A 19,349-nucleotide genomic window follows, 5' to 3' on the forward strand; every position below is an offset into this window, starting at 1 on the left:
TTCAATTAATTAACAAAAATGATATTTGGCCAATAACTACCAAATTCGGGTGTAAATAACAGTTATTGTCCTATAAATATTCATGACGATTTTCCATTCAATCTTTACTCCTAACGTTCTTGAATGGATGGCCCGATTTTGTTTCGGCTACCCCTTTGTCATGTCATGGTACTGGATTGCAGGCTCGGTCTTGTATTGGTTTATCCGCGAGCGCCATCGCCCAAAATATACAGCGCCACCACCACTGCCGGAGACACCTCTAGTTTCTGTATTACTCCCCTGCTTTAACGAAGCAAAGCAGCTGCATGAAACCATGGCGGTATTAATGGATTCTCATTACCCCAACTATGAAGTCATTGCCATTAATGATGGCTCAAGCGATGACACCGGGGAAATATTAGATCAATTAATCCATCAATACCCAAAACTTCGGGTTGCGCATCTCGTAGAAAATCAAGGCAAGTCGACTGCATTAAATGCCGGATTATTAATGGCTCGTGCTGATTTATTAGTCTGTATTGATGGGGATGCTTTATTAGATCCTCATGCGATCCATTGGCTGGTTTACCGATTTTTAACGAATGATAGATTGGGCGGAGTCAGCGGCAATCCTCGCATTCGCAATCGCACCACCTTGTTAGGCAAACTTCAGGTAGGCGAGTTCTCTTCCATTGTTGGCATGATTAAGCGCACTCAAGCCTTATATGGCACCCTGTTCACCGTATCCGGCGTTGTCTGCGCCTTCAGAAAGGTGGCTGTGATGGAGGCTGGCCTTTGGGCTCCAGCGGCCATGACCGATGATGTAGATCTGACATTTAGAGTCCAAGCGAAAGGCTGGGGGGTAGGCTTTGAGCCGCATGCGCTATGCTGGATTTTGATGCCTGAAACACTCAGTGGATTATGGAAGCAAAGAGTACGTTGGTCTGAGGGTGGCTCTCAAGCTGCTATTGGGGCGACGATGGCAATTTTAAAATCCCATCCCTTTGCTTGGTCATTGCTCCTCATCTGGAGCAACTTTTTTATCAGCACAATTTGGGCATTTTGTATTGTGATTTGGTTCACCATCTTGAATGTAAACCAATTTTTTAGCGGTGATGCCTTAACGCTTTATAAAAACTTTCTCCCAACCTCTTGGGGAATTATTTTGGCTGCGACATATCTCATTCAATCCTTAATTGGATTTGCACTAGATCGCCAATATGAAAAAACGTCCTTTAGATCATTTGGCTGGATTATTTGGTATCCATTAGTGTATTGGTGTGTCCAAACCTGCAGCTGTGTCGTTGGTTTCACAAAAGCCTTATTTAGACCGAAAGATATTAAGGGCACATGGGTTAGCCCAGATAGAGGTGTGCGGTGAAAGACAAACCATTATTAAGTTGGCCGCCGATTATTAATGCTGATCACATTCCAATGTGGGTCAGAATACGGGATATTTTTCTCACCGTTGGCGCCTGGTTGATTATTCTCTTTACCCTGCATAACCTAATTTGGCTCATCTTTGATTATCTGGCTGATCCCATCTTTGAACTCAGCACTTCCGCACCGCCGCATTGGTCGGAAATCTGGCATCGACTCTCTTGGTATGTGTATTGCTCTCTGGGTTTGGTTGCCTGGATATGCTTTTTGGCAATTATCAGAAGGAAGATTATTAATGCCACCAAATACATTAAGACCCTACCTTCGGCGGTAGGAATGAATGAGCTTGATGTCACCTTGGGAGTTTCACCTACAGAAGTCGATCACTGGCATGAACTGCGTTCAGTGAAAGTGTTTGTTAATGAAAATAATCGCGTTTATAAAATTATTCCATCTCAAGAGAATTAAATTGCGCTTTACAAACACTTTCTTTCCTATTGCTGCTCTTGCGCTCCTGACGGTGAATCTTGTCTATGGGCAAACTCCTGCTGCGCAAGCAGAATATGAGAAAGCTTTAGCCCTCAATAAATCCGGTAATTACACTGCTTCAGCCCAGATTCTCAAATCCCTCATGCTTACTCATCCGGAGATTGAGCGCTATAAATCGGATTACATTGACGTTGCGAGCAATGCCAAGCTCTGTAAGGAAGTGATTGCTCTGAGTAATAACAACTACCTTCGTCGCTCTCCAGAATATGTCCAAGAAGCAATATTTTCTTGTTACGCGAGTTCTGAATCCTTTGCTAAAACACAAGAAATCGCTAAGCTTATTCTGGGCAGCGCTGGGAAGAATGAGAAGATTGAATTACAGATGGTGGTGCTAGCCCGCAACGACAAGAATTCTGCAGCAGCTCTGTATTGGAGCGCGCGCTATCTGAAAGATTTTCCCAAAAGTAATTCTGCTTGGGAGCTTAGGGCTGGGGCATTACAGGATATCGGTGATCGCTATGCGGCTTTATTGATATATACCGATATCAATCAGTACGACCCTAAAGATCCCGGAACCCAACGCGAGATCATCCAGGTCTTGTTAGATATGGGTATCCCCCATCTGGCCCTGTACCTCATCGACACGAAATCTTGGAATGCTACGCAGGATCAAAAATTACGCGCCATGCATAACTCCGGAGCACAAGACCTGCGTTGGGCAATTACAGACTCTGCAGTAGTGCCCAATCGCTTTGTTGCAGTAGATGCGGGTATTCAGGCGCTCAATGAATCTCTTGCCTATGCAAAATCCATTGGGGCTAGTGATGATCAGATCACTTCCATTGAATACGATTTCATCGTGGCCTACAACAAACGCAATGAATGGGATAAATCGCTCGCACTGTATGAGCAACTTCTTGCAAAGGGAAAGCCAATCCCTGATTACGCATTATTAGCAGCTGCCTCTAGCTATAGCGGTAAACAGCAGCCCGTAAAAGCAGGAGAAATTCTGCAAAAGCTTTACGACAAACATCCTGACGATCCTGAAATTGAGGTAGCTCAGTATTTCAACTTAACAGATCAAGATCGATATCCAGAAGCCAAAGTGGTGTTAGATAAATTGACTACACAACTCAAAGCGCGTCCCAAGTATTTGCCTAAACAAGATTTTGACTATACGAGCGCCGTCATTGAGTCAGTCAACTTTGAGGCCTATCAAGAGAAGTATCAAGCGGCGGACCAGAAACTTGCCCCACTCCTCAGTGAAATCCCATCGAATGCCGATTTACTCAAAGCAGCTGGCAGTGTGCGAGAAGCACAAGGTATGCATGAGGCCGCTCAAGACTTTTACGCAATTGCTGCAAACCAAGATCCCCAGGATGTCGAAGCTCAGATAGGCTATGCCAATGCCAGAATGAGTCAAGGTGATATCCCAACTTTCATCAATACGGTCAATGAGCTCAGGCCAGGATATTCTGATATCAATGCAGTAAAAAATGCCGGTGAAAGACTAGATGCCTATAAAGAAGGTTACGTTACCGGCAATTTTGTTTTGGGTAATGGTCAATATTTCGGTCAATCCAACAATAACCGCACGAGTGATCTCAGAGTCTATAGCGCACCCATTGATGAGAACTACCGCGGTTTTGTACGCTACCGCGATTTAAATAGTGGACCTGCTATTCCGGTAACCGATCAGGGAGTTGGGGCGGGAGTTCAGTACACAGGCCTGAACCAAGAGGCCGAGTTTGAAGTTGGTAACGCGGGATATCTGCGCGCAGAAGGCACTCAGACCCTCAATGATCACTGGGCAGTAGGTGCTTCTTTTGAGAAAAATGCTTTTTACTTAATGCCGGGCTCTCTTTACGCTACCTCTGGGGGTAATGTGGGGGGCATGAATGTGAATTGGAAAAATGGTGACACTACCGATGCCTTACTGGGTTATCGCTACTGGGCACTTCCCAATAACAACAAGCAAGAAATTTACGCCAATGTGAATCAGCGCCTCTTAACTGAATACAACTATAAAGTCGATGTTGCAGGCTGGATGGGTAATCAACAAAATACCAATTCCAATGTAAGTTACTTCGCCCCAATCAACCAAACAGAATATTCGGGAACGCTGAATCTACGAATTTTGCAATGGCGCGACATTGAAACTAAGAAATATGATTTCTGGCACCGTTTCTATGCTACCTATGGTGTCGTTACCCAATCTGGGTACATGGCCCAGACAATGAATAGCTATGGATATGGTCAAGACTTTAATATCGGTGATAAACGCACACTGAGCTGGGGCATTGGCAGAACCAGCTTTCCATTTAATGGCGTAAATTCAAGCTACACCACAGGCTACCTCAACTTTGAGTCTCGTTTCTAAATGAACAATTTCAAATATCTTCTCATCGCCCTAGCCCTATGCAGTAGCTTACTGAGCAATCTTGCTTGGGGTGCTAAAGATTTCAAAGTTTTGTGCTTTCATGACATCGTTCCAGAAATGACCGCTACTACTGAGCCTGACGATGTGACTGCGGACAACCTGGTTAATTACTTCTCATGGCTAAAGGCAAATGGCTATAAGGTCATTTCGATTCAAGATGTTGTGACTGCCAACAATGGCGGCAAACCATTGCCTGATAAAGCCATTATTCTGACCTTCGATGATGGGTATAAGAGCTTCTATACCCGTGCCCTACCGCTATTAAAAGCCTTTAACTATCCAGCAACCCTAGCGATTGTGGGTTCATGGCTCGACGTGCCTGAGAATGGCACCGTTTCTTATGCAGGCAAGCCTGTACCACGCTCGAAGTTCTTGTCACTAAAAGAGTTAAAAGAAATCACGAATAGTGGCTTAGTAGAAATTGCCTCTCATACCTACGACTTACACCATGGCGTTCTGGGTAATGCCCAAGGTAATGACATGCCAGCCTTGACCACATTTGAGTACAACAAAACCACTAATCAATACGAATCCGAAGAACATTATTTGAACCGCATCAAAACGGATTTAGCAAAAAATAATGCCTGGGTCAAACAGCATACTGGCAAGGCCCCCAGAATCATCGTCTGGCCCTACGGAAGATATAACACTGCAGGACAAAAAATCGCCAAGGATCTTGGCATGGATATTGCGATCACCCTAGATGATGGTGAAAACATTGAATTGCAGGCAACCGACAGCATTCGTCGTATTTATCTGATTAACAATCCCAGAATCGATGATTTTGTCGCCAACTTGCGCGAGTACCCTCCAACGCTCGAGCGGGTGATGCATGTAGATTTAGATTATGTCTATGACAAAGACCCCATCCAGCAAGAAAAAAATCTGGGAAGCTTAATTGAGCGGGTGCTTGCTTCCGGAGTAACCACTGTTTACCTCCAAGCGTTTGCAGATGATGATGCCACTGGCGTTGCGAAGAGCCTGTACTTCAAAAATAACTATATGCCGGTCAAGGCAGATATTTTTAGTCGCGCTAGCTGGCAACTGAAAACCCGTGCGGGAGTCAAGGTGTATGCCTGGATGCCCCTCTTGGCATTTAATCCTGGACCTGAAAAATTACGCAACTTAGATGTTGTTCAATCCTCTGATGGCAGCAAGGGCATTGGCTACTTAAGACTGAGCCCCTTCTCAGAGCGTTCACGGCAATTTATCAAAGGGATCTATACCGATTTGGGTCGCTATGCTAACTTTGAAGGCATTTTGATTCATGATGATGCGACCCTCTCCGATAAAGAAGATGCTAGTGCACCAGCTTTACAGTACTACGCTAAAAACTGGGGACTACCACCCAATATTGCTGAAATTACAAAGAACCCAGAACTGAATGAGAAATGGTACAAAGCAAAAACAGAATTATTGACGCAGTTCTCTTTAGAAATGAGGGATGCCGCTCAGCAATATCGCAAACCCATTAGCATTGCGCGTAACTACTACGCAGAAGTTGCTCTGAACCCACAGTCCGAAGAATGGTTTGCGCAATCGATTCCCAATGGCTTGCAAAATTACAACTGGGTAGCTTTGATGGCAATGCCCTATATGGAAAAAGCCGAGAACCCAAGCCAATGGCTCAACAATCTGGTTGATGTCACTCAAAAGCATCCTCAAGCTAGCGAGAAGCTCTTGTATGAGCTGCAAGCAAAAGACTGGCGCACCAACAAGCCTATCCCGACTCAAGAGCTCAACTCTTGGATGCGCGCTATGAGAATCAAAGGGATTCATAACTTTGGCTACTATCCGGACGATCAATTCACCAATAGTCCCAATATGCAAGTGCTCAAGAAAGAGCTTTCGGCAAAGGCTGCTTTGACAGCCCAATAAGGCTTCTAGGAGTATGCATAGTCATGCTGAGCAACCATATATTTGAAATCAGACTGCCGCAGATTTAATCTAGAGGGCAGTATCGGGAGACTGCTGGAATTTAGAATGTTGCTGGATGATGTTATTCATTTCAAAACAACTAGAAAAGAATCACTTTTTTGCGGCTAGAGCCAATATATCTGAGCAATCATTTAACCAAGAAAATCCAAGCTTAGTCGGGGAAACGTATTTACGCCTTGCATCAATACTAGACACTTCTGTCTTAATCAACTTTAAATCAATTAATATTTTTGTGATGGAGTGAAGAGTTGCCTGTGAGGCAATCTCTTTCATCAGAATTAAATCCAGCATAGAAAGAGTAGCACCTTCTGCATGGGCACTCATAACGGCCTCAAGCACCATGACCTGTTTGTATTCGGTCAACTTGTAACGTTTATTGATTTTTCTAATAGCAGTAGAAAAGTGGAGATATTTGTAGCACGGATCAGACATTGATTTAGATCGTATTCTTTTCAGCGTAATGCGCAAAGTCAAATCAAAAACAATTTTTATATTGAATATTCATTATTGTTATAAAAAATATATTAATATTAGCGGGATTCCCAGAAAAGATCGGCGCCCATTAAATGCTCATCGGCCTAAGGATTGCCTTCTTACAGTATTTGTTTTTGAGGAAATCTGGGGCCTTTACCTACATTATTTCCAGTTGAGATTGATCTTTTGGTGTTGATCTCGAAGGACATCCAGATGAATCGATTTCATCTGGCCAGCATAAGTTGCTTCAATCCGATATTTACCTGGCGTGAGATTGAGTAAGATCATTGGGCCATCTACTAGATGTGTAAACAACGGTAATCCTGCAGGATCCTTAATAACCAATTGAACCCCTGAAATCCATTCCGACGATTTGCCGTTCGTCTGTGAAAACTCTAAAAGCAGACTCCACTTCTTCGCATCTTTTACTATAGCCTCTGACTCCCCTACCCCTACACCACCTTCAATAAACTGAATGATGTCTGCAGTTTGATTGGGTGGTAACTGAGCCATAGAGAATAGGGATGGCAGTATTAAAAATAATGCGATCAGAAGTCTTTTCATTTTTAGATTCTTTCTAGTGGAGTGATGAACTTACAGATGATCCTAATGAAGATGTTTGGATCTGTCTGTTGGCTATCACACTGAAATGGATAACTGCACGAAAGTGCTATGGCAAATCACTCACGCTAAGCCGAGTTTCTGACACAGAAAATCAGCTGTTTAAAGATGAGTAAAGGGGTAGATGGGGCGAACGACGGGGCTCGAACCCGCGACAACCAGAATCACAATCTGGGACTCTACCAACTGAGCTACGTCCGCCGTTGTAGAGGAAACATTATAGCTTTTAGCTCAAAAACCTGTCAAAAATGGCTTATTTGGCTACTTCTTCAGCAGCTTCATAGTCAAAAGCAGCCCAATCCCCAAGGGTTAGGCTGGCATCAATGAAGAAGTCTACGATCGCCGCTTTACTCTGTACTTTAGCGAGAGCGTGATGATCTGAGAGTCTTTGGCGCCAATATCTCGACCCCGCCCTACCATGCGCCAAACCTAAAATATGCCGGGTGAACGCGCCAATATAAAACGGCTTCTGTTTTGCTTGGCATTCATCAAACCAATTTTGAACCTGTTTAACTAGTGCAATCTGAATTCTGTGCCACTCTGTTTCACTAAACAAATAGCCGGCTGCATCACCATGGGTGTGAATCAAGTCATCCCAGCCTAGCAACATCGCCGGAAAATGATAAGCGGCTCTACCCACCATAAAGCCATCAAAGTCATCCCAGTGTCCAGCGATTTGTTCATTAGTCTCTAAGCCGCCATTAAGCAATACTTTGAGATGTGGAAATTGTTTTTGCGCATCAACCCTCAGTTGTGCAGCAACCTCATAACGTAGTGGTGGTTTACTGCGATTCTCTTTTGGAGACAAACCTTTAAGCACAGCATTACGCGCATGAATAGTCACCTGACTAGCACCAGCATCAGCTACAGCCAATATGAAATCGAGCGCAAATTGATAATCTTTTTCTGAATTAGCGGCGTCCATATTGTCTAGACCAAGACGGTGCTTCACCGAGATCGGAATATCTACCGCATTCTTCATCGCCCTGACACAGTCAGCAACTAAGTTGGGCTCAGCCATGAGGCAAGCGCCGAAGGCGCCGCGTTGAACGCGCTCCGATGGACAGCCGCAATTGAGATCAATCTCGTCATAGGCCCACTGCTGCGCTAATTCTGCAGCCTTAGCCAAATCGTTGGGCTCAGATCCACCCAATTGCAAAACGACTGGGTGCTGATCTTGGGAGTAATCTAAGTGGCGTGGAACATCACCATGGATAAGTGCACCCGTTGTCACCATCTCGGTATATAGAGTCGCTTCTTTAGTCAGTGCGCGATGAAAAGAGCGACAATGGCGGTCGGTCCATTCCATCATGGGCGCAACTGCTAGGCGTTTCTTTGGGATATTGGTCATGTAATTCAGTTAAATGGCATTGCTCACTATTTTAAATGGATACCAATAGATAAGGGCAACCGAAGTTGCCCTTATCTATTAATGCTCGATGGTCTATTTCTAGAGCTTGCTGAGTTTTGCCTCTAGCTCCACCGCAAGATCAAGAGCGCCCATATAACCAGACTTGAGATGGGCTGGTAGATCGGGATCCCCCACCATGCTTCCCAGGGTTTCAACCAAGCTATAGATGATTCCTTTCGCTGCTCCCGCTGCGATCGTGTTATTGGCTACTGCTTCATCAATGTGATTTACCGCATCTAGAAAATAATCGTGACCTGGCAGACCATCTGGCCCTAATTCTTCTATGGTTTCTTTAGGCATATGTATTCCTTGATTGAATTCTTAAAGCATCTGATCTACTTTATAGAAGAACTTGCGTGCATGAGCAAGAATTTCTTTATCAGTAGGATGATCAACTGTTTCTACCCCAACAATATTTTCCGCAATTTTAGGATCATGGTGATGGGCATGCTTAATGAGTTCGAGTTTGGCAGAGCCTGGTCCCAGAATCAAAATTTCCTTTGACTCATTGACTGCTTGAAGCACGGAATGAAGATACTTTGTATCCAAGGCTAATCTACCGCTGCCGACTTCATTGGCCTTGTGATGTAAATGGGAGTGGGAAGTTTTGCTTCTGATAATTTCAGCCTCACTAGCGTCCTTACTTAAAAACATGACGTGGGCTTCTTGGTGATCGATCCAAATAACTGCGTGATTTAATGACATATTCTTCCTATGATTAATAATGAGTCCTCCTTTAGGATACTCCTGGAAGGCTTCAGAATGGTGTTTAAGCCTTGATTCAGGTCAAAATCACAAGGTAGCATTTAATTCGTATACTCAAAATCTTGAGTTTTCAGCCATTTACCAAAAACACCTCATTTCTAGAGCAAATATGTCTATTTTCCCAATCCGCCTGAGCACCTTTGCCATCAGTATTGTTGGCACCATTATTAGTGGATTTGCCCTCACTATGGGCGTCTCCGATTGGCCCCTGTTTTTGATATTTAGCTTCTTAACTGCTGTAGGTATTTATGACAGCCTACAGATAAAGCATGCTATTTTGCGCAACTACCCGATTCTGGGTCATATGCGTTTCTTGCTGGAATTTATTCGTCCAGAAATACGGCAATACTTTATCGAGGGCGATAACGATAAAACACCCTTCTCTCGAGAGCAGCGTACTTTAGTCTATTCCCGCTCTAAGGCAGTGGCCGATGAGATTCCCTTTGGCACTACTTTAGATGTGATGGCGCCAGGTTATCAGTGGATTAATCAATCCCTTGCACCAACCCATTTGCCTGGCCATGATTTCCGAATTGAGATTGGTGGCAAAGACTGTACCCAGAAATACTCAGCAAGTATTTTTAATATCTCGGCCATGAGCTTTGGCTCTTTGAGCGCTAACGCCATCTTGGCCCTGAACTTGGGTGCCAAGAAAGGTGGCTTTGCGCATGACACGGGGGAAGGCTCTATCTCCCATTACCATCGTGTGCATGGTGGTGACCTGATTTGGGAAATCGGCTCTGGCTATTTTGGTTGTCGCAATCCAGACGGGACATTCAATGTCGATAAGTTCAAAGACAATGCCTTAGATGCTCAGGTGAAGATGATTGAGATTAAGCTGAGTCAAGGTGCTAAGCCCGGGCATGGTGGCATCCTGCCGGGACCTAAGGTGACCGCTGAGATTGCTGCTGCTCGCGGTGTTAAAGAAGGTGAAAGCTGTATCTCCCCATCCTCCCACAGTGCATTTTCAACACCAATTGAGATGATGCACTTTGTGCAACGCTTGCGCGATCTTTCAGGTGGTAAACCAGTGGGCTTTAAGTTATGTATTGGCCACCCTTGGGAATGGTTTGGCATTGTCAAAGCCATGTTAGAAACCAATATTCATCCTGACTTCATTGTGGTCGACGGGTCTGAAGGTGGTACCGGTGCCTCACCAGTAGAGTTCACTAACCACGTTGGTACGCCGCTGCAAGATGGTTTGCGTTTAGTGCATAACACCCTAATGGGCGTGAACTTGCGCGATAAGATCAAAATTGGCTGCTCTGGAAAAATCATTAGCGCCTTCGATATGGCAGTGGCTTTTGCCTTGGGTGCTGACTGGTGCAATAGTGCCCGTGGCTTTATGTTCTCGGTAGGCTGCATTCAGGCGCAGGTCTGTAATACAGGCTTTTGCCCTACCGGTGTCACTACCCAAGACCCTGTTCGCCAAAAAGCGCTAGTGGTACCCGATAAATCTGAGCGGGTCTTTAACTTTCATAATGAAACCCTTAAGACTCTAAAAGAGTTAGTAGAGGCTGCTGGTTTAGATCATCCAAACGAGATTGATGCTTCTCATATTGTGCGACGCATTAGTAAAAACGAAGTGCGCCTTTTGTCTTTCTTATTACCCGAAATGCCAGCAGGTCTTCTACTTAAAGACGATCATATTGATCAATCGCTCAACTTACCACGCGTGTTTGAACTGTATTGGCATAAGGCACAAGCGAGCAGCTTCTCCGCTCACAAGCACGCCTAAGCTCTGGGTTAGCTCAGAACTCCAGTTTTTGTTGACTAGTAAAAGACCTCTGTTGCTGGGTAATGGGGTCTTTAAAGGCGATCTCTTTTGCCAATAGCTGCAACGGCTTGGAAAAATCCAGCTCATACTCTTGATAGGGCGTGAGGATGGGGTAGATCTGATCATGCTTGATGGGTGCCCCTAAAGCATTGAGGTGGCAGCGTAACTGATGCTTCTTGCCGCTACCGGGAATAAGTCGATACAAAGCCCATTCTGGTTTCGCTTGAATCAACTCAATCAAGGTATCACTATTCGGCTCACCGGGTACTTCCTGCATTTGCAAAAAATGTTCAGACTCTTCTAATCTACTGCAATACGTCATCGGGAGTTGCTTTGTCAATTCATCGGAGTAAGGGGCAATGGCTTCATACACCTTTGTGACCAGCCTGTCCCGAAATAGATTTTGATATTGCGCCCTCTCCGACGGATTAACCGAGAACAGTACCAAGCCTGCCGTATCTCGGTCAATGCGATGTATCGGACTTAATGTCTGAATTCCTGTTGTCTTCTTGAGGCGATTGAGTAAGGTTTGATGCAAATAAAGGCCGCTAGGTGTCACAGGCAAAAAATGGGGTTTATCTGCCACCAGAATATGGTCGTCTTGATACAGAATCTGCTCTTCAAACGGAATCTCTGGCTCTCGTGCCAAACGTCTAAAGTAAATGAGGTGAATATTGGCTTGGTATGGCTCACCTGCCTCCAAGGCACGCCCCTCATCATTCAATACTAGACCTTGCGCAAAGCGACTCTCCCACTCCTCTACTGCAATGTGAGGAAATTGCTTGATGAAGAATTGCAATACATTCGGATGAGACTGATCAGCGGGTAAAAATACCCGTGATGCTGAGACTCCTTCTGAATTGACTTTCACAGTGACTAGACGCTTTGACTTAGAGCTATGTATTTTAAGGGATTGAGCATATGCAATTCTGCAAGGATGAATAAAGCCGCCCGTAGGCGGCTTTATAGTCAGCAGAGTAAGCTGGTAAGAAACTTAGTCTGCGTAGATGCCCGCAGCTTTGATGATGGGTGACCACAAATCAATTTGTGCTTTGAGGTGCTTCTTCAAACCCTCTGGAGTGGCATTAGCCTGTGAAGGAATCTCTACACCCAACTCGGCCATGTGCTGTTTGTAGATTGGATCTTGAATAGCGCCTTGCAATGCTTTAGCCAATTTATCCATTTCTGCTTTTGGTGTGCCTTTAGGTGCATAGACCCCGTGCCATACCTTCACTTCAAAGTTCTTTAGACCCTGCTCATTGAGAGTCGGAATCTTATCAAAGGCCTTAATGCGCTGCATCGTCGTTGTGCCATAGGGCTTCACAGCATTTGTAGCGAGCTGGCCAGAGAGATTCGTCGTTTGATCACACATCAATTGCACTTGTCCGCCGATCAAGTCTGTTAGGGCTGGTGCTGTGCCTTTGTAAGGAACAGTCGTTAAGTCCAACTGAATGCGGCTCATGAAGAGCAAACCACACAGGTGACTGGCAGATCCAACACCAGCATTCGCATAAGCAATCTTACTAGCATTCGCTTTCATGTACGGCAAGAGTTCTTGATAGTTCTTTGGTGGCAAATCTTTATTGCCCACCAAAATCATCGGCACGTCTGCTACTTGACCGACATACTCATAATCAGTCATTGGATCAAAACCCAGGTTCTTATACAAAGCTGGCGCAGTTGACATGCCAATGTGGTGAATGAGCAATGTATAGCCATCATTTTTGGAGTTAATCACACGCTTTGCTGCAATCGTGCCACCAGCACCAGGGCTGTTATCCACAATCACTTGACCCTTGAGTTGCTTACCCATCGCGAGGGCTAATTCACGGGCAACTTTATCGGTCGGGCCACCTGCAGAAAATGGCACTACCAAGGTAATCGGACGATCACCCGGAAAGTCAGCCGCTTGAGCAGTGGTGATACCGAGTCCGGAGACACATAGCGCCAACGCGGCAACACGGGAGATTAAGAGAGGTAATTTCATGGGTATCTTCACCTTGAGTGATTAAAAATACAAAAGAGTAGTTTAGAGAATTTTTGCTCTTTATGTAAGTGAATTACAGGTAAATACGCAGAGAAACCTGTAAAAAAAGCCACCCGAAGGTGGCTTTGCTGGTCTAGCTAAAAACCTTACTCGCGTGAGGCCTTTTTGCGATCATGCTCTTTCAGGTAGCGCTTACGGACACGCACACTCTTCGGAGTGACTTCAACCAACTCATCGTCGCTAATGAATTCAACCGCGTATTCCAAAGTCAGATCAATTGGGGTAACCAAGCGAACTGCCTCATCGGTACCGGAAGAACGAACGTTGGTGAGCTGCTTACCTTTAATCGGATTCACAACCAAGTCATTATCGCGACTGTGGATACCAATAATCATGCCTTCATAAACTGGATCACCGTGTTTTACAAACATGCGGCCACGATCCTGCAATTTCCAAATTGCATAAGCAACCGCTTCGCCATCATCTTGGCTAATCAATACGCCGTTATGACGTTCACCCAAAATACCGTCTTTGGCAGGCGCATAAGAATCAAAGGTATGACTCATTAATCCATTACCACGGGTCATGGTCATAAAATCGCCCTGGAAGCCGATCAAGCCACGCGCTGGGATGCGGTACTCAAGACGGGTACGTCCTTTACCGTCACTCACCATATCCTGCAACTCACCCTTACGCTTGCCCAAGTCTTCCATCACAGCACCTTGAGTAGCATCTTCTACGTCAACCGTTAAGTTTTCGTAGGGTTCCATCTTCACGCCATTTTCTTCGTGGAAAACAACGCGTGGACGGGAAACTGCCATCTCATAGCCTTCACGACGCATTGTTTCTACCAAGATCGTGAGATGCAACTCACCGCGACCCGATACTTCAAAAACAGTATCGTCATCAGTCTCTCTGACACGCAAAGCCATATTGGACTTGAGTTCGCGATCTAAACGCTCACGGATCTGACGGCTAGTTACAAACTTACCTTCACGGCCAGCCAATGGGCTTGTGTTCACCATAAAGTTCATGGTTAAAGTTGGCTCATCAATCTTGAGCATTGGTAATGCGTCGGGTTTATCAACCGTACAAACAGTGGTACCAATTGCTAACTCTTCAATACCGTTGATCAAAGCGATATCGCCAGCAATGGCTTCTTCAACGACCTCGCGCTCCAATCCTTTGAACTTTAAAACCTGATTTACGCGGCCTTTAAATGGCACACCATCTGGGCCATTCATGCAAATGACTTCCATGCCAGACTTCACGCGACCGCGGTTTACACGACCAATACCAATTTTTCCAACATAACTGTTGTAGTCAATAGAAGAAATCTGGAACTGCAAAGGACCATCTGGATCATCATCACGGACAGGAACGTGTTCTAAGACAGCGTCAAATAATGGACGCATATCGCCTTCACGAACATCTTCCGTCATACCTGCATAGCCATTCAAGCCGGATGCATAAATGATTGGGAAATCTAACTGCTCTTCGGTAGCGCCGAGTTTGTCAAACAACTCAAAAGTAGCGTTAATCACGTAATCAGTACGCGCACCTGGACGGTCGACTTTATTAATCACAACGATTGGCTTCAATCCGAGTGCCAAGGCTTTCTTAGTCACGAAACGGGTTTGTGGCATTGGGCCTTCAACCGCATCAACTAAGAGTAATACGCCATCAACCATGGAGAGCACACGCTCTACTTCACCACCGAAGTCGGCGTGTCCTGGGGTATCCACAATATTGATGTGTGTACCGTCATATTCCACAGCACAGTTTTTAGAAAGAATAGTAATGCCACGCTCTTTTTCCAAATCGTTTGAGTCCATGACGCGTTCAGTCATTTTTTCATTGGAGCGGAATGTGCCAGATTGGCGTAAGAGTTGATCAACCAGAGTAGTTTTACCGTGGTCAACGTGGGCGATGATGGCGATGTTACGAAGTGCGCGTTTAGTCATGTGAAGCTTTTGAAGTTAGGAATTGGGTTAATAGAAGGTTAGTAAATAAATAAGTCAGTTTGATTTAATGTATTGCTTTAATGCGCCTGAGAAATCAATCGCTTGGGGTGTAATACACCTGAGCGCCAATCTGCAGTGCCGATAAAGTTATGGGGAGCAGCGGTAGCGCGATAAATCCGCACTAAAGCCTCAATCGAAGGCAAATTCAGCGGTACGCGTTGGCCCATTTCGAGGCGCTTCGCTTGCTGCTCATCTACTGTTAAATGCGGTAGGGTCTGAAGCAAGGCATCGACCGGCAAAATATAGTTAGAGCTATCGTGCAATGCTTGTTGAATCGACTCTAGAGTGAAGGACTGCTCCAGGGTCAAGTGCCCTACTTCAGTTCTACGTAAACCGACCAAGTGGGCACCACAGCCCAGTGCATTGCCAATATCTTCTGCTAACACGCGAATATAAGTACCTTTACTACAAGACACTTCTAATGTCGCTTGTGGCCATTGAATATCAATCCACCGAATGTGATGAATCGTAATATCACGGGCAGTGCGCTCTAATTCAACACCTGCACGTGCGTACTCATACAAAGGCTTGCCATCACGCTTTAAAGCGGAATACATGGGTGGCACTTGTGAGATCGGGCCAGTAAATTTTGGGAGCAATGCATCGAGCGTCTGCTGGAGTTCCAGTTCGCTCGCAAAGATCGGCAAGGCAAACTCTTCAATAATTTGACCTTCAGCATCACCGGTATCAGTGCGTGCTCCAAATTTGACATTGGCGATGTAGGTTTTGTCTGCATCGAGCAAATCTTGTGAATATTTTGTAGCCTCACCCAGGCAAATCGGCAAAAGGCCTGTCGCCATCGGATCTAAGGTACCAGTATGGCCAGCTTTATCAGCATTAAAGGCACGTTTGACTGCGGTAACCGCACCCTGAGAACTCATGCCCGCAGGTTTATCCAACAACACCACACCATCGATCCGCGTAGCCATGAAATTATTGGCTCTCGTCTTTGTGATCGCTGCTGCGGTCACTATCCACAGCCTGATCGATCAGTCGAGACATTTCAATACCATGCTCAATAGAGTTGTCATAGTGGAAATGCAAAGTTGGAACTGTATGAATATGTAAACGCTTAAATAATAAAGAGTGTAAATACCCAGCTTTTTCTTGAAGTGCTTTTAATGCATGCTCAGGCTCTGCTCCCAAGACCGTAAAAAATACTTTGGCATGCGCTAAGTCGGGTGTGAGCTCAATACTTTGTAAAGTAATGAGGCCCAAACTAGGACTACGCAGTTCACGAGGGATAAGCTCGGCCAGGTCTCGCTGAATTTGATCGGCGAGACGCTGGTTACGATGCGGACTAGTCTTATGCATCTAGCTTAGAGTGAACGAGCTACTTCAGTGACTTCAAATACCTCAAGCTGATCGCCCTCTTTAATGTCGTTATAGCCTTTTAATGACAGACCACATTCAACACCGGCGCGAACTTCTTTGGCATCATCCTTAAAGCGCTTCAGTGAATCAAGCTCACCAGTCCAAACCACCACGTTGTCACGCAGGAGGCGAACACTTGATGTGCGTTTAACCACACCATCCACCACCAAGCAACCTGCAATAGCGCCGACTTTAGAGACCAAGAAGACTTGACGGATTTCAACCATACCGGTGATTTCCTCTTTCTTGTCTGGAGTCAACATGCCGCTCAAGGCCAACTTCACTTCATCCACCGCGTCATAAATAATGTTGTGATAACGAATATCTACGCCATTGTTCTCTGCCAACTTGCGAGCTGCTGCATCTGCACGAGAATTAAAGCCGATGATGACTGCTTTAGAGGCTACCGCCAAGTTCACGTCGGTTTCGGTAATGCCACCCACAGCAGCGTGAACGATTTGCACCTTCACCTCTGGTGTAGAGAGCTTCATTAAGGATTGAGCCAAAGCTTCTTGGGAACCCTGAACGTCTGCCTTGATGATTAATGGCAAGAGTTTCGCTTCAATTGCACCCTCTTCCATGTTTTCCATCATGGTTTCGAGCTTGAATGCTTGTTGCTTAGCCAACTTCACATCGCGGAACTTACCTTGACGGAAGAGTGCAATCTCACGGGCTTTACGCTCATCAGGAACCACTTGAACAGACTCACCAGCAGCAGGCACTTCCGCTAAACCTTGAATCTCTACCGGAATCGAAGGACCAGCTTCATTACAAGGCTTACCGTTTTCATCCATCATTGCGCGTACACGACCGAAGGTAGAACCAGCCAAGAGCATGTCGCCACGTTTGAGCGTGCCAGATTGAACCAAGATAGTAGCCACTGGCCCCTTACCTTTGTCCAAACGCGCTTCAATCACGAGACCTTGTGCTGGAGCATCTTTAGCAGCTTTGAGCTCCAAAATCTCTGCTTGCAAGAGCACGTTCTCTAATAAAGCATCAATACCTTCGCCTGTTTTTGCAGACACGGGAATAAATGGCACATCGCCACCGTATTCCTCAGGGACTACCTGCTCAGCAACCAATTCGGTTTTAACGCGCTCAGAATTGGCTTCTGGTTTATCAATTTTGTTGATCGCCACAACCAAGGGAACGCCACCAGCAACTGCATGGTGAATCGCTTCTTTGGTTTGCGGCATCACGCCGTCATCTGCCGCCACCACCAAGATCACAATATCGGTTGCCTTGGCACCACGAGCACGCATCGCCGTAAAGGCTTCGTGACCCGGGGTATCCAAGAAAGTAATCATGCCGCGTGGTGTTTCCACATGGTATGCACCAATGTGCTGAGTAATACCACCCGCTTCACCAGTGGCTACTTTTGCCGCACGAATCTTATCGAGCAAAGAAGTTTTACCGTGGTCAACGTGACCCATTACTGTGACCACTGGAGGACGTGGCAATAGTTCTGCATCATGCCCATCTGTACCAAGATCTAAATCAGGATCATCTAATTTCGCTGCATGAGCCTTATGACCCATCTCCTCCACAATGATCATGGCGGTATCTTGATCGAGTACTTGGTTGATGGTAACCATCTGACCCATACCCATTAATAACTTAATCACTTCCGCACTCTTCACTGCCATTGCATGAGCTAACTCTGCAACGGTAATGGTTTCTGGAACATGCACATCACGCACGACTGGCTCAGTAGGCACCTGGAAATTGGTGTCGACGTTCGCTTCAGCAATTTGGCGCTGCTTCTTGCGACCACCGCCTGAGCGCCAGCCACCAACACCACCAGATGAATCACCACGAGTTTTCAGGCCACCCGGTTTCTTGGCGCCCTCTTCTTGCCAAGTAGAAGATGTCTCAGAAGATTTAATGGTTTTACCGCCAACTTTCGCTGGAGATTTTTTCTTATCATCTGCGCCCTCTGCTTTAGCAGGCTTGTGGAGAGTACCTTTTTTCGCTTCTTCAGCAGCAATTTCACTTGGCGCCTTGAGTACACGCGCTGGGGCACTCATCATGTCGCGAATAGCCAAAGCCTCAGCTTCAGCAGCAGCACGACGCACTCGAATTTCTGCTAATTCTTTTTCTTTGCTAGCGGCTAAATCTTTAGCCGCCTTATCGCTTTGGGCTTTTTTCTCAGCCGCAGCTGGAGCTTCATCACCCTTGGCATCTTTTTCAACAATAGGCTGCGCAGCTTCTTTTTGGCGCGCTTCTTCAGCCGCCTTCATCTCTGCTTCTTGACGAGCCAATAATTCAGCTTGACGAGTTGCTTCTGCTGCGCGCTTCTCTAATTCTTCTTCCGAAAGAATTGGCTTAGCAGACGGAGCAGGTGCAGCTGCCTTTGCTGGAGCCTCTTCTACTGCAGGACCTTTATCACCGGCTTTAACAAGTACACGCTTTTTACGCACCTCAACCTGAACAGTGCGCGTACGCCCTGCAGAGTCTGCCTGACGAATCTCAGAATTCTCACGCTTGATTAAGGTGATTTTTTTACGAGCGCCAGCTTCAGCATTGCCGTGTGCTTTTTGCAAATGCTCGAGCAGGACTGTTTTGTCCTTCTCGGTGATGCTCTCGTCCTCAGAACTTTTATCGATACCAGCTGCCTTCAATTGCTCCAAGAGGTCAGCCGCGGTTCGTTTCAGTTCCTTGGCGAGTACTTTTACTGTTGTTGTTGCCAT

General features: G+C 45.8%; 16 protein-coding genes and 1 tRNA gene. 5 read left to right on the forward strand and 12 right to left on the reverse strand.

Going from position 1 to position 19,349, the window contains the following annotated elements; all coding sequences use genetic code 11:
- The first annotated feature begins 82 nt into the window (after positions 1–82).
- From pgaC to pgaB, 4 genes are read left to right on the forward strand one after another with little or no spacing between them, the layout of a single operon-like run.
- The gene (gene pgaC, locus IEN92_RS00245; protein WP_216159449.1) at positions 83–1,360 is read left to right on the forward strand and encodes a poly-beta-1,6-N-acetyl-D-glucosamine synthase; all 1,278 of its coding nucleotides are present in this window, start codon (positions 83–85) and stop codon (positions 1,358–1,360) included.
- Positions 1,357–1,827, forward strand: a complete 471-nt coding sequence (locus IEN92_RS00250) for a hypothetical protein (protein ID WP_216159452.1) — start codon at positions 1,357–1,359, stop codon at positions 1,825–1,827. Before pgaC ends, IEN92_RS00250 begins: the two co-directional genes overlap by 4 nt.
- Position 1,828: 1 nt before the next feature.
- Positions 1,829–4,228: a hypothetical protein gene (locus IEN92_RS00255; protein WP_216159455.1), complete on the forward strand. Its 2,400-nt coding sequence runs from the start codon at positions 1,829–1,831 to the stop codon at positions 4,226–4,228.
- On the forward strand, positions 4,229–6,166 hold the full coding sequence (pgaB, locus tag IEN92_RS00260; protein ID WP_216159458.1) for a poly-beta-1,6-N-acetyl-D-glucosamine N-deacetylase PgaB: 1,938 nt from the start codon (positions 4,229–4,231) through the stop codon (positions 6,164–6,166).
- A gap of 150 nt (positions 6,167–6,316) precedes the next feature.
- Here pgaB and IEN92_RS00265 read toward each other — a convergent pair whose 3' ends face one another.
- The 6 genes from IEN92_RS00265 to IEN92_RS00290 form a co-directional block, all read right to left on the reverse strand.
- On the reverse strand, positions 6,317–6,658 hold the full coding sequence (locus tag IEN92_RS00265; protein WP_216159461.1) for a MarR family winged helix-turn-helix transcriptional regulator: 342 nt from the start codon (positions 6,656–6,658) through the stop codon (positions 6,317–6,319).
- Positions 6,659–6,862: 204 nt separating this feature from the next.
- A complete protein-coding gene (locus tag IEN92_RS00270; RefSeq protein ID WP_216159464.1) occupies positions 6,863–7,264 on the reverse strand; it encodes a hypothetical protein in 402 nt (133 codons plus the stop codon).
- Positions 7,265–7,446: 182 nt separating this feature from the next.
- Positions 7,447–7,522: transfer RNA gene (locus tag IEN92_RS00275), tRNA-His, on the reverse strand.
- Between the two features lie 52 nt (positions 7,523–7,574).
- A complete protein-coding gene (gene dusA, locus IEN92_RS00280) occupies positions 7,575–8,672 on the reverse strand; it encodes a tRNA dihydrouridine(20/20a) synthase DusA (RefSeq protein WP_216159467.1) in 1,098 nt (365 codons plus the stop codon).
- Between the two features lie 99 nt (positions 8,673–8,771).
- Complete coding sequence (locus IEN92_RS00285; protein ID WP_216159470.1) at positions 8,772–9,032, reverse strand: hypothetical protein; 261 nt, start codon at positions 9,030–9,032, stop codon at positions 8,772–8,774.
- 21 nt (positions 9,033–9,053) lie between these two features.
- A complete protein-coding gene (locus tag IEN92_RS00290) occupies positions 9,054–9,437 on the reverse strand; it encodes a translational machinery protein (RefSeq protein WP_216159474.1) in 384 nt (127 codons plus the stop codon).
- Positions 9,438–9,606: 169 nt separating this feature from the next.
- On the opposite strand from IEN92_RS00290, the gene IEN92_RS00295 reads away from it, so the two are divergent.
- Positions 9,607–11,235 carry an FMN-binding glutamate synthase family protein gene (locus IEN92_RS00295; protein ID WP_216159477.1) on the forward strand — a complete coding sequence of 543 codons (1,629 nt, stop codon included), beginning with the start codon at positions 9,607–9,609 and terminating at the stop codon, positions 11,233–11,235.
- A 13-nt stretch (positions 11,236–11,248) separates the two neighbouring features.
- Here the strand turns inward: IEN92_RS00295 and IEN92_RS00300 are convergent, their stop codons facing one another.
- The 6 genes from IEN92_RS00300 to infB all read right to left on the reverse strand — a co-directional run bounded on the left by IEN92_RS00300 (position 11,249) and on the right by infB (position 19,349).
- Entirely contained in the window at positions 11,249–12,145 is an 897-nt protein-coding gene (locus IEN92_RS00300; RefSeq protein ID WP_216159479.1) for a pseudouridine synthase, read from the reverse strand.
- Between the two features lie 123 nt (positions 12,146–12,268).
- Entirely contained in the window at positions 12,269–13,261 is a 993-nt protein-coding gene (locus IEN92_RS00305; RefSeq protein ID WP_215373411.1) for a tripartite tricarboxylate transporter substrate-binding protein, read from the reverse strand.
- 146 nt (positions 13,262–13,407) lie between these two features.
- Positions 13,408–15,225 (reverse strand): translational GTPase TypA, encoded by a 1,818-nt coding sequence (typA, locus tag IEN92_RS00310; RefSeq protein WP_216159481.1) that lies wholly within the window; start codon positions 15,223–15,225, stop codon positions 13,408–13,410.
- A 77-nt stretch (positions 15,226–15,302) separates the two neighbouring features.
- Positions 15,303–16,214, reverse strand: coding sequence for a tRNA pseudouridine(55) synthase TruB (gene truB, locus IEN92_RS00315; protein ID WP_215373414.1), 912 nt, complete (start codon positions 16,212–16,214; stop codon positions 15,303–15,305).
- A gap of 4 nt (positions 16,215–16,218) precedes the next feature.
- Positions 16,219–16,599, reverse strand: a complete 381-nt coding sequence (rbfA, locus tag IEN92_RS00320; RefSeq protein WP_215373416.1) for a 30S ribosome-binding factor RbfA — start codon at positions 16,597–16,599, stop codon at positions 16,219–16,221.
- Between the two features lie 5 nt (positions 16,600–16,604).
- Positions 16,605–19,349, reverse strand: a complete 2,745-nt coding sequence (infB, locus tag IEN92_RS00325; RefSeq protein ID WP_216159484.1) for a translation initiation factor IF-2 — start codon at positions 19,347–19,349, stop codon at positions 16,605–16,607.

The organism is Polynucleobacter sp. MWH-Creno-3A4, from assembly GCF_018881885.1.
Taxonomy (GTDB): Bacteria; Pseudomonadota; Gammaproteobacteria; order Burkholderiales; family Burkholderiaceae; genus Polynucleobacter.

Bases quoted from the DNA above. Each gene is read 5' to 3' on its own strand.
- pgaB (WP_216159458.1), top strand. From the start codon at position 4,229: ATGAACAATTTCAAATATCTTCTCATCGCCCTAGCCCTATGCAGTAGC.
- IEN92_RS00295 (WP_216159477.1), top strand. From the start codon at position 9,607: ATGTCTATTTTCCCAATCCGCCTGAGCACCTTTGCCATCAGTATTGTT.
- IEN92_RS00305 (WP_215373411.1), bottom strand. From the start codon at position 13,261: ATGAAATTACCTCTCTTAATCTCCCGTGTTGCCGCGTTGGCGCTATGT.
- dusA (WP_216159467.1), bottom strand. From the start codon at position 8,672: ATGACCAATATCCCAAAGAAACGCCTAGCAGTTGCGCCCATGATGGAA.
- IEN92_RS00285 (WP_216159470.1), bottom strand. From the start codon at position 9,032: ATGCCTAAAGAAACCATAGAAGAATTAGGGCCAGATGGTCTGCCAGGT.
- pgaC (WP_216159449.1), top strand. From the start codon at position 83: ATGACGATTTTCCATTCAATCTTTACTCCTAACGTTCTTGAATGGATG.
- truB (WP_215373414.1), bottom strand. From the start codon at position 16,214: ATGGCTACGCGGATCGATGGTGTGGTGTTGTTGGATAAACCTGCGGGC.
- infB (WP_216159484.1), bottom strand. From the start codon at position 19,349: ATGGCAACAACAACAGTAAAAGTACTCGCCAAGGAACTGAAACGAACC.
- IEN92_RS00265 (WP_216159461.1), bottom strand. From the start codon at position 6,658: ATGTCTGATCCGTGCTACAAATATCTCCACTTTTCTACTGCTATTAGA.
- IEN92_RS00290 (WP_216159474.1), bottom strand. From the start codon at position 9,437: ATGTCATTAAATCACGCAGTTATTTGGATCGATCACCAAGAAGCCCAC.
- typA (WP_216159481.1), bottom strand. From the start codon at position 15,225: ATGACTAAACGCGCACTTCGTAACATCGCCATCATCGCCCACGTTGAC.
- IEN92_RS00270 (WP_216159464.1), bottom strand. From the start codon at position 7,264: ATGAAAAGACTTCTGATCGCATTATTTTTAATACTGCCATCCCTATTC.
- rbfA (WP_215373416.1), bottom strand. From the start codon at position 16,599: ATGCATAAGACTAGTCCGCATCGTAACCAGCGTCTCGCCGATCAAATT.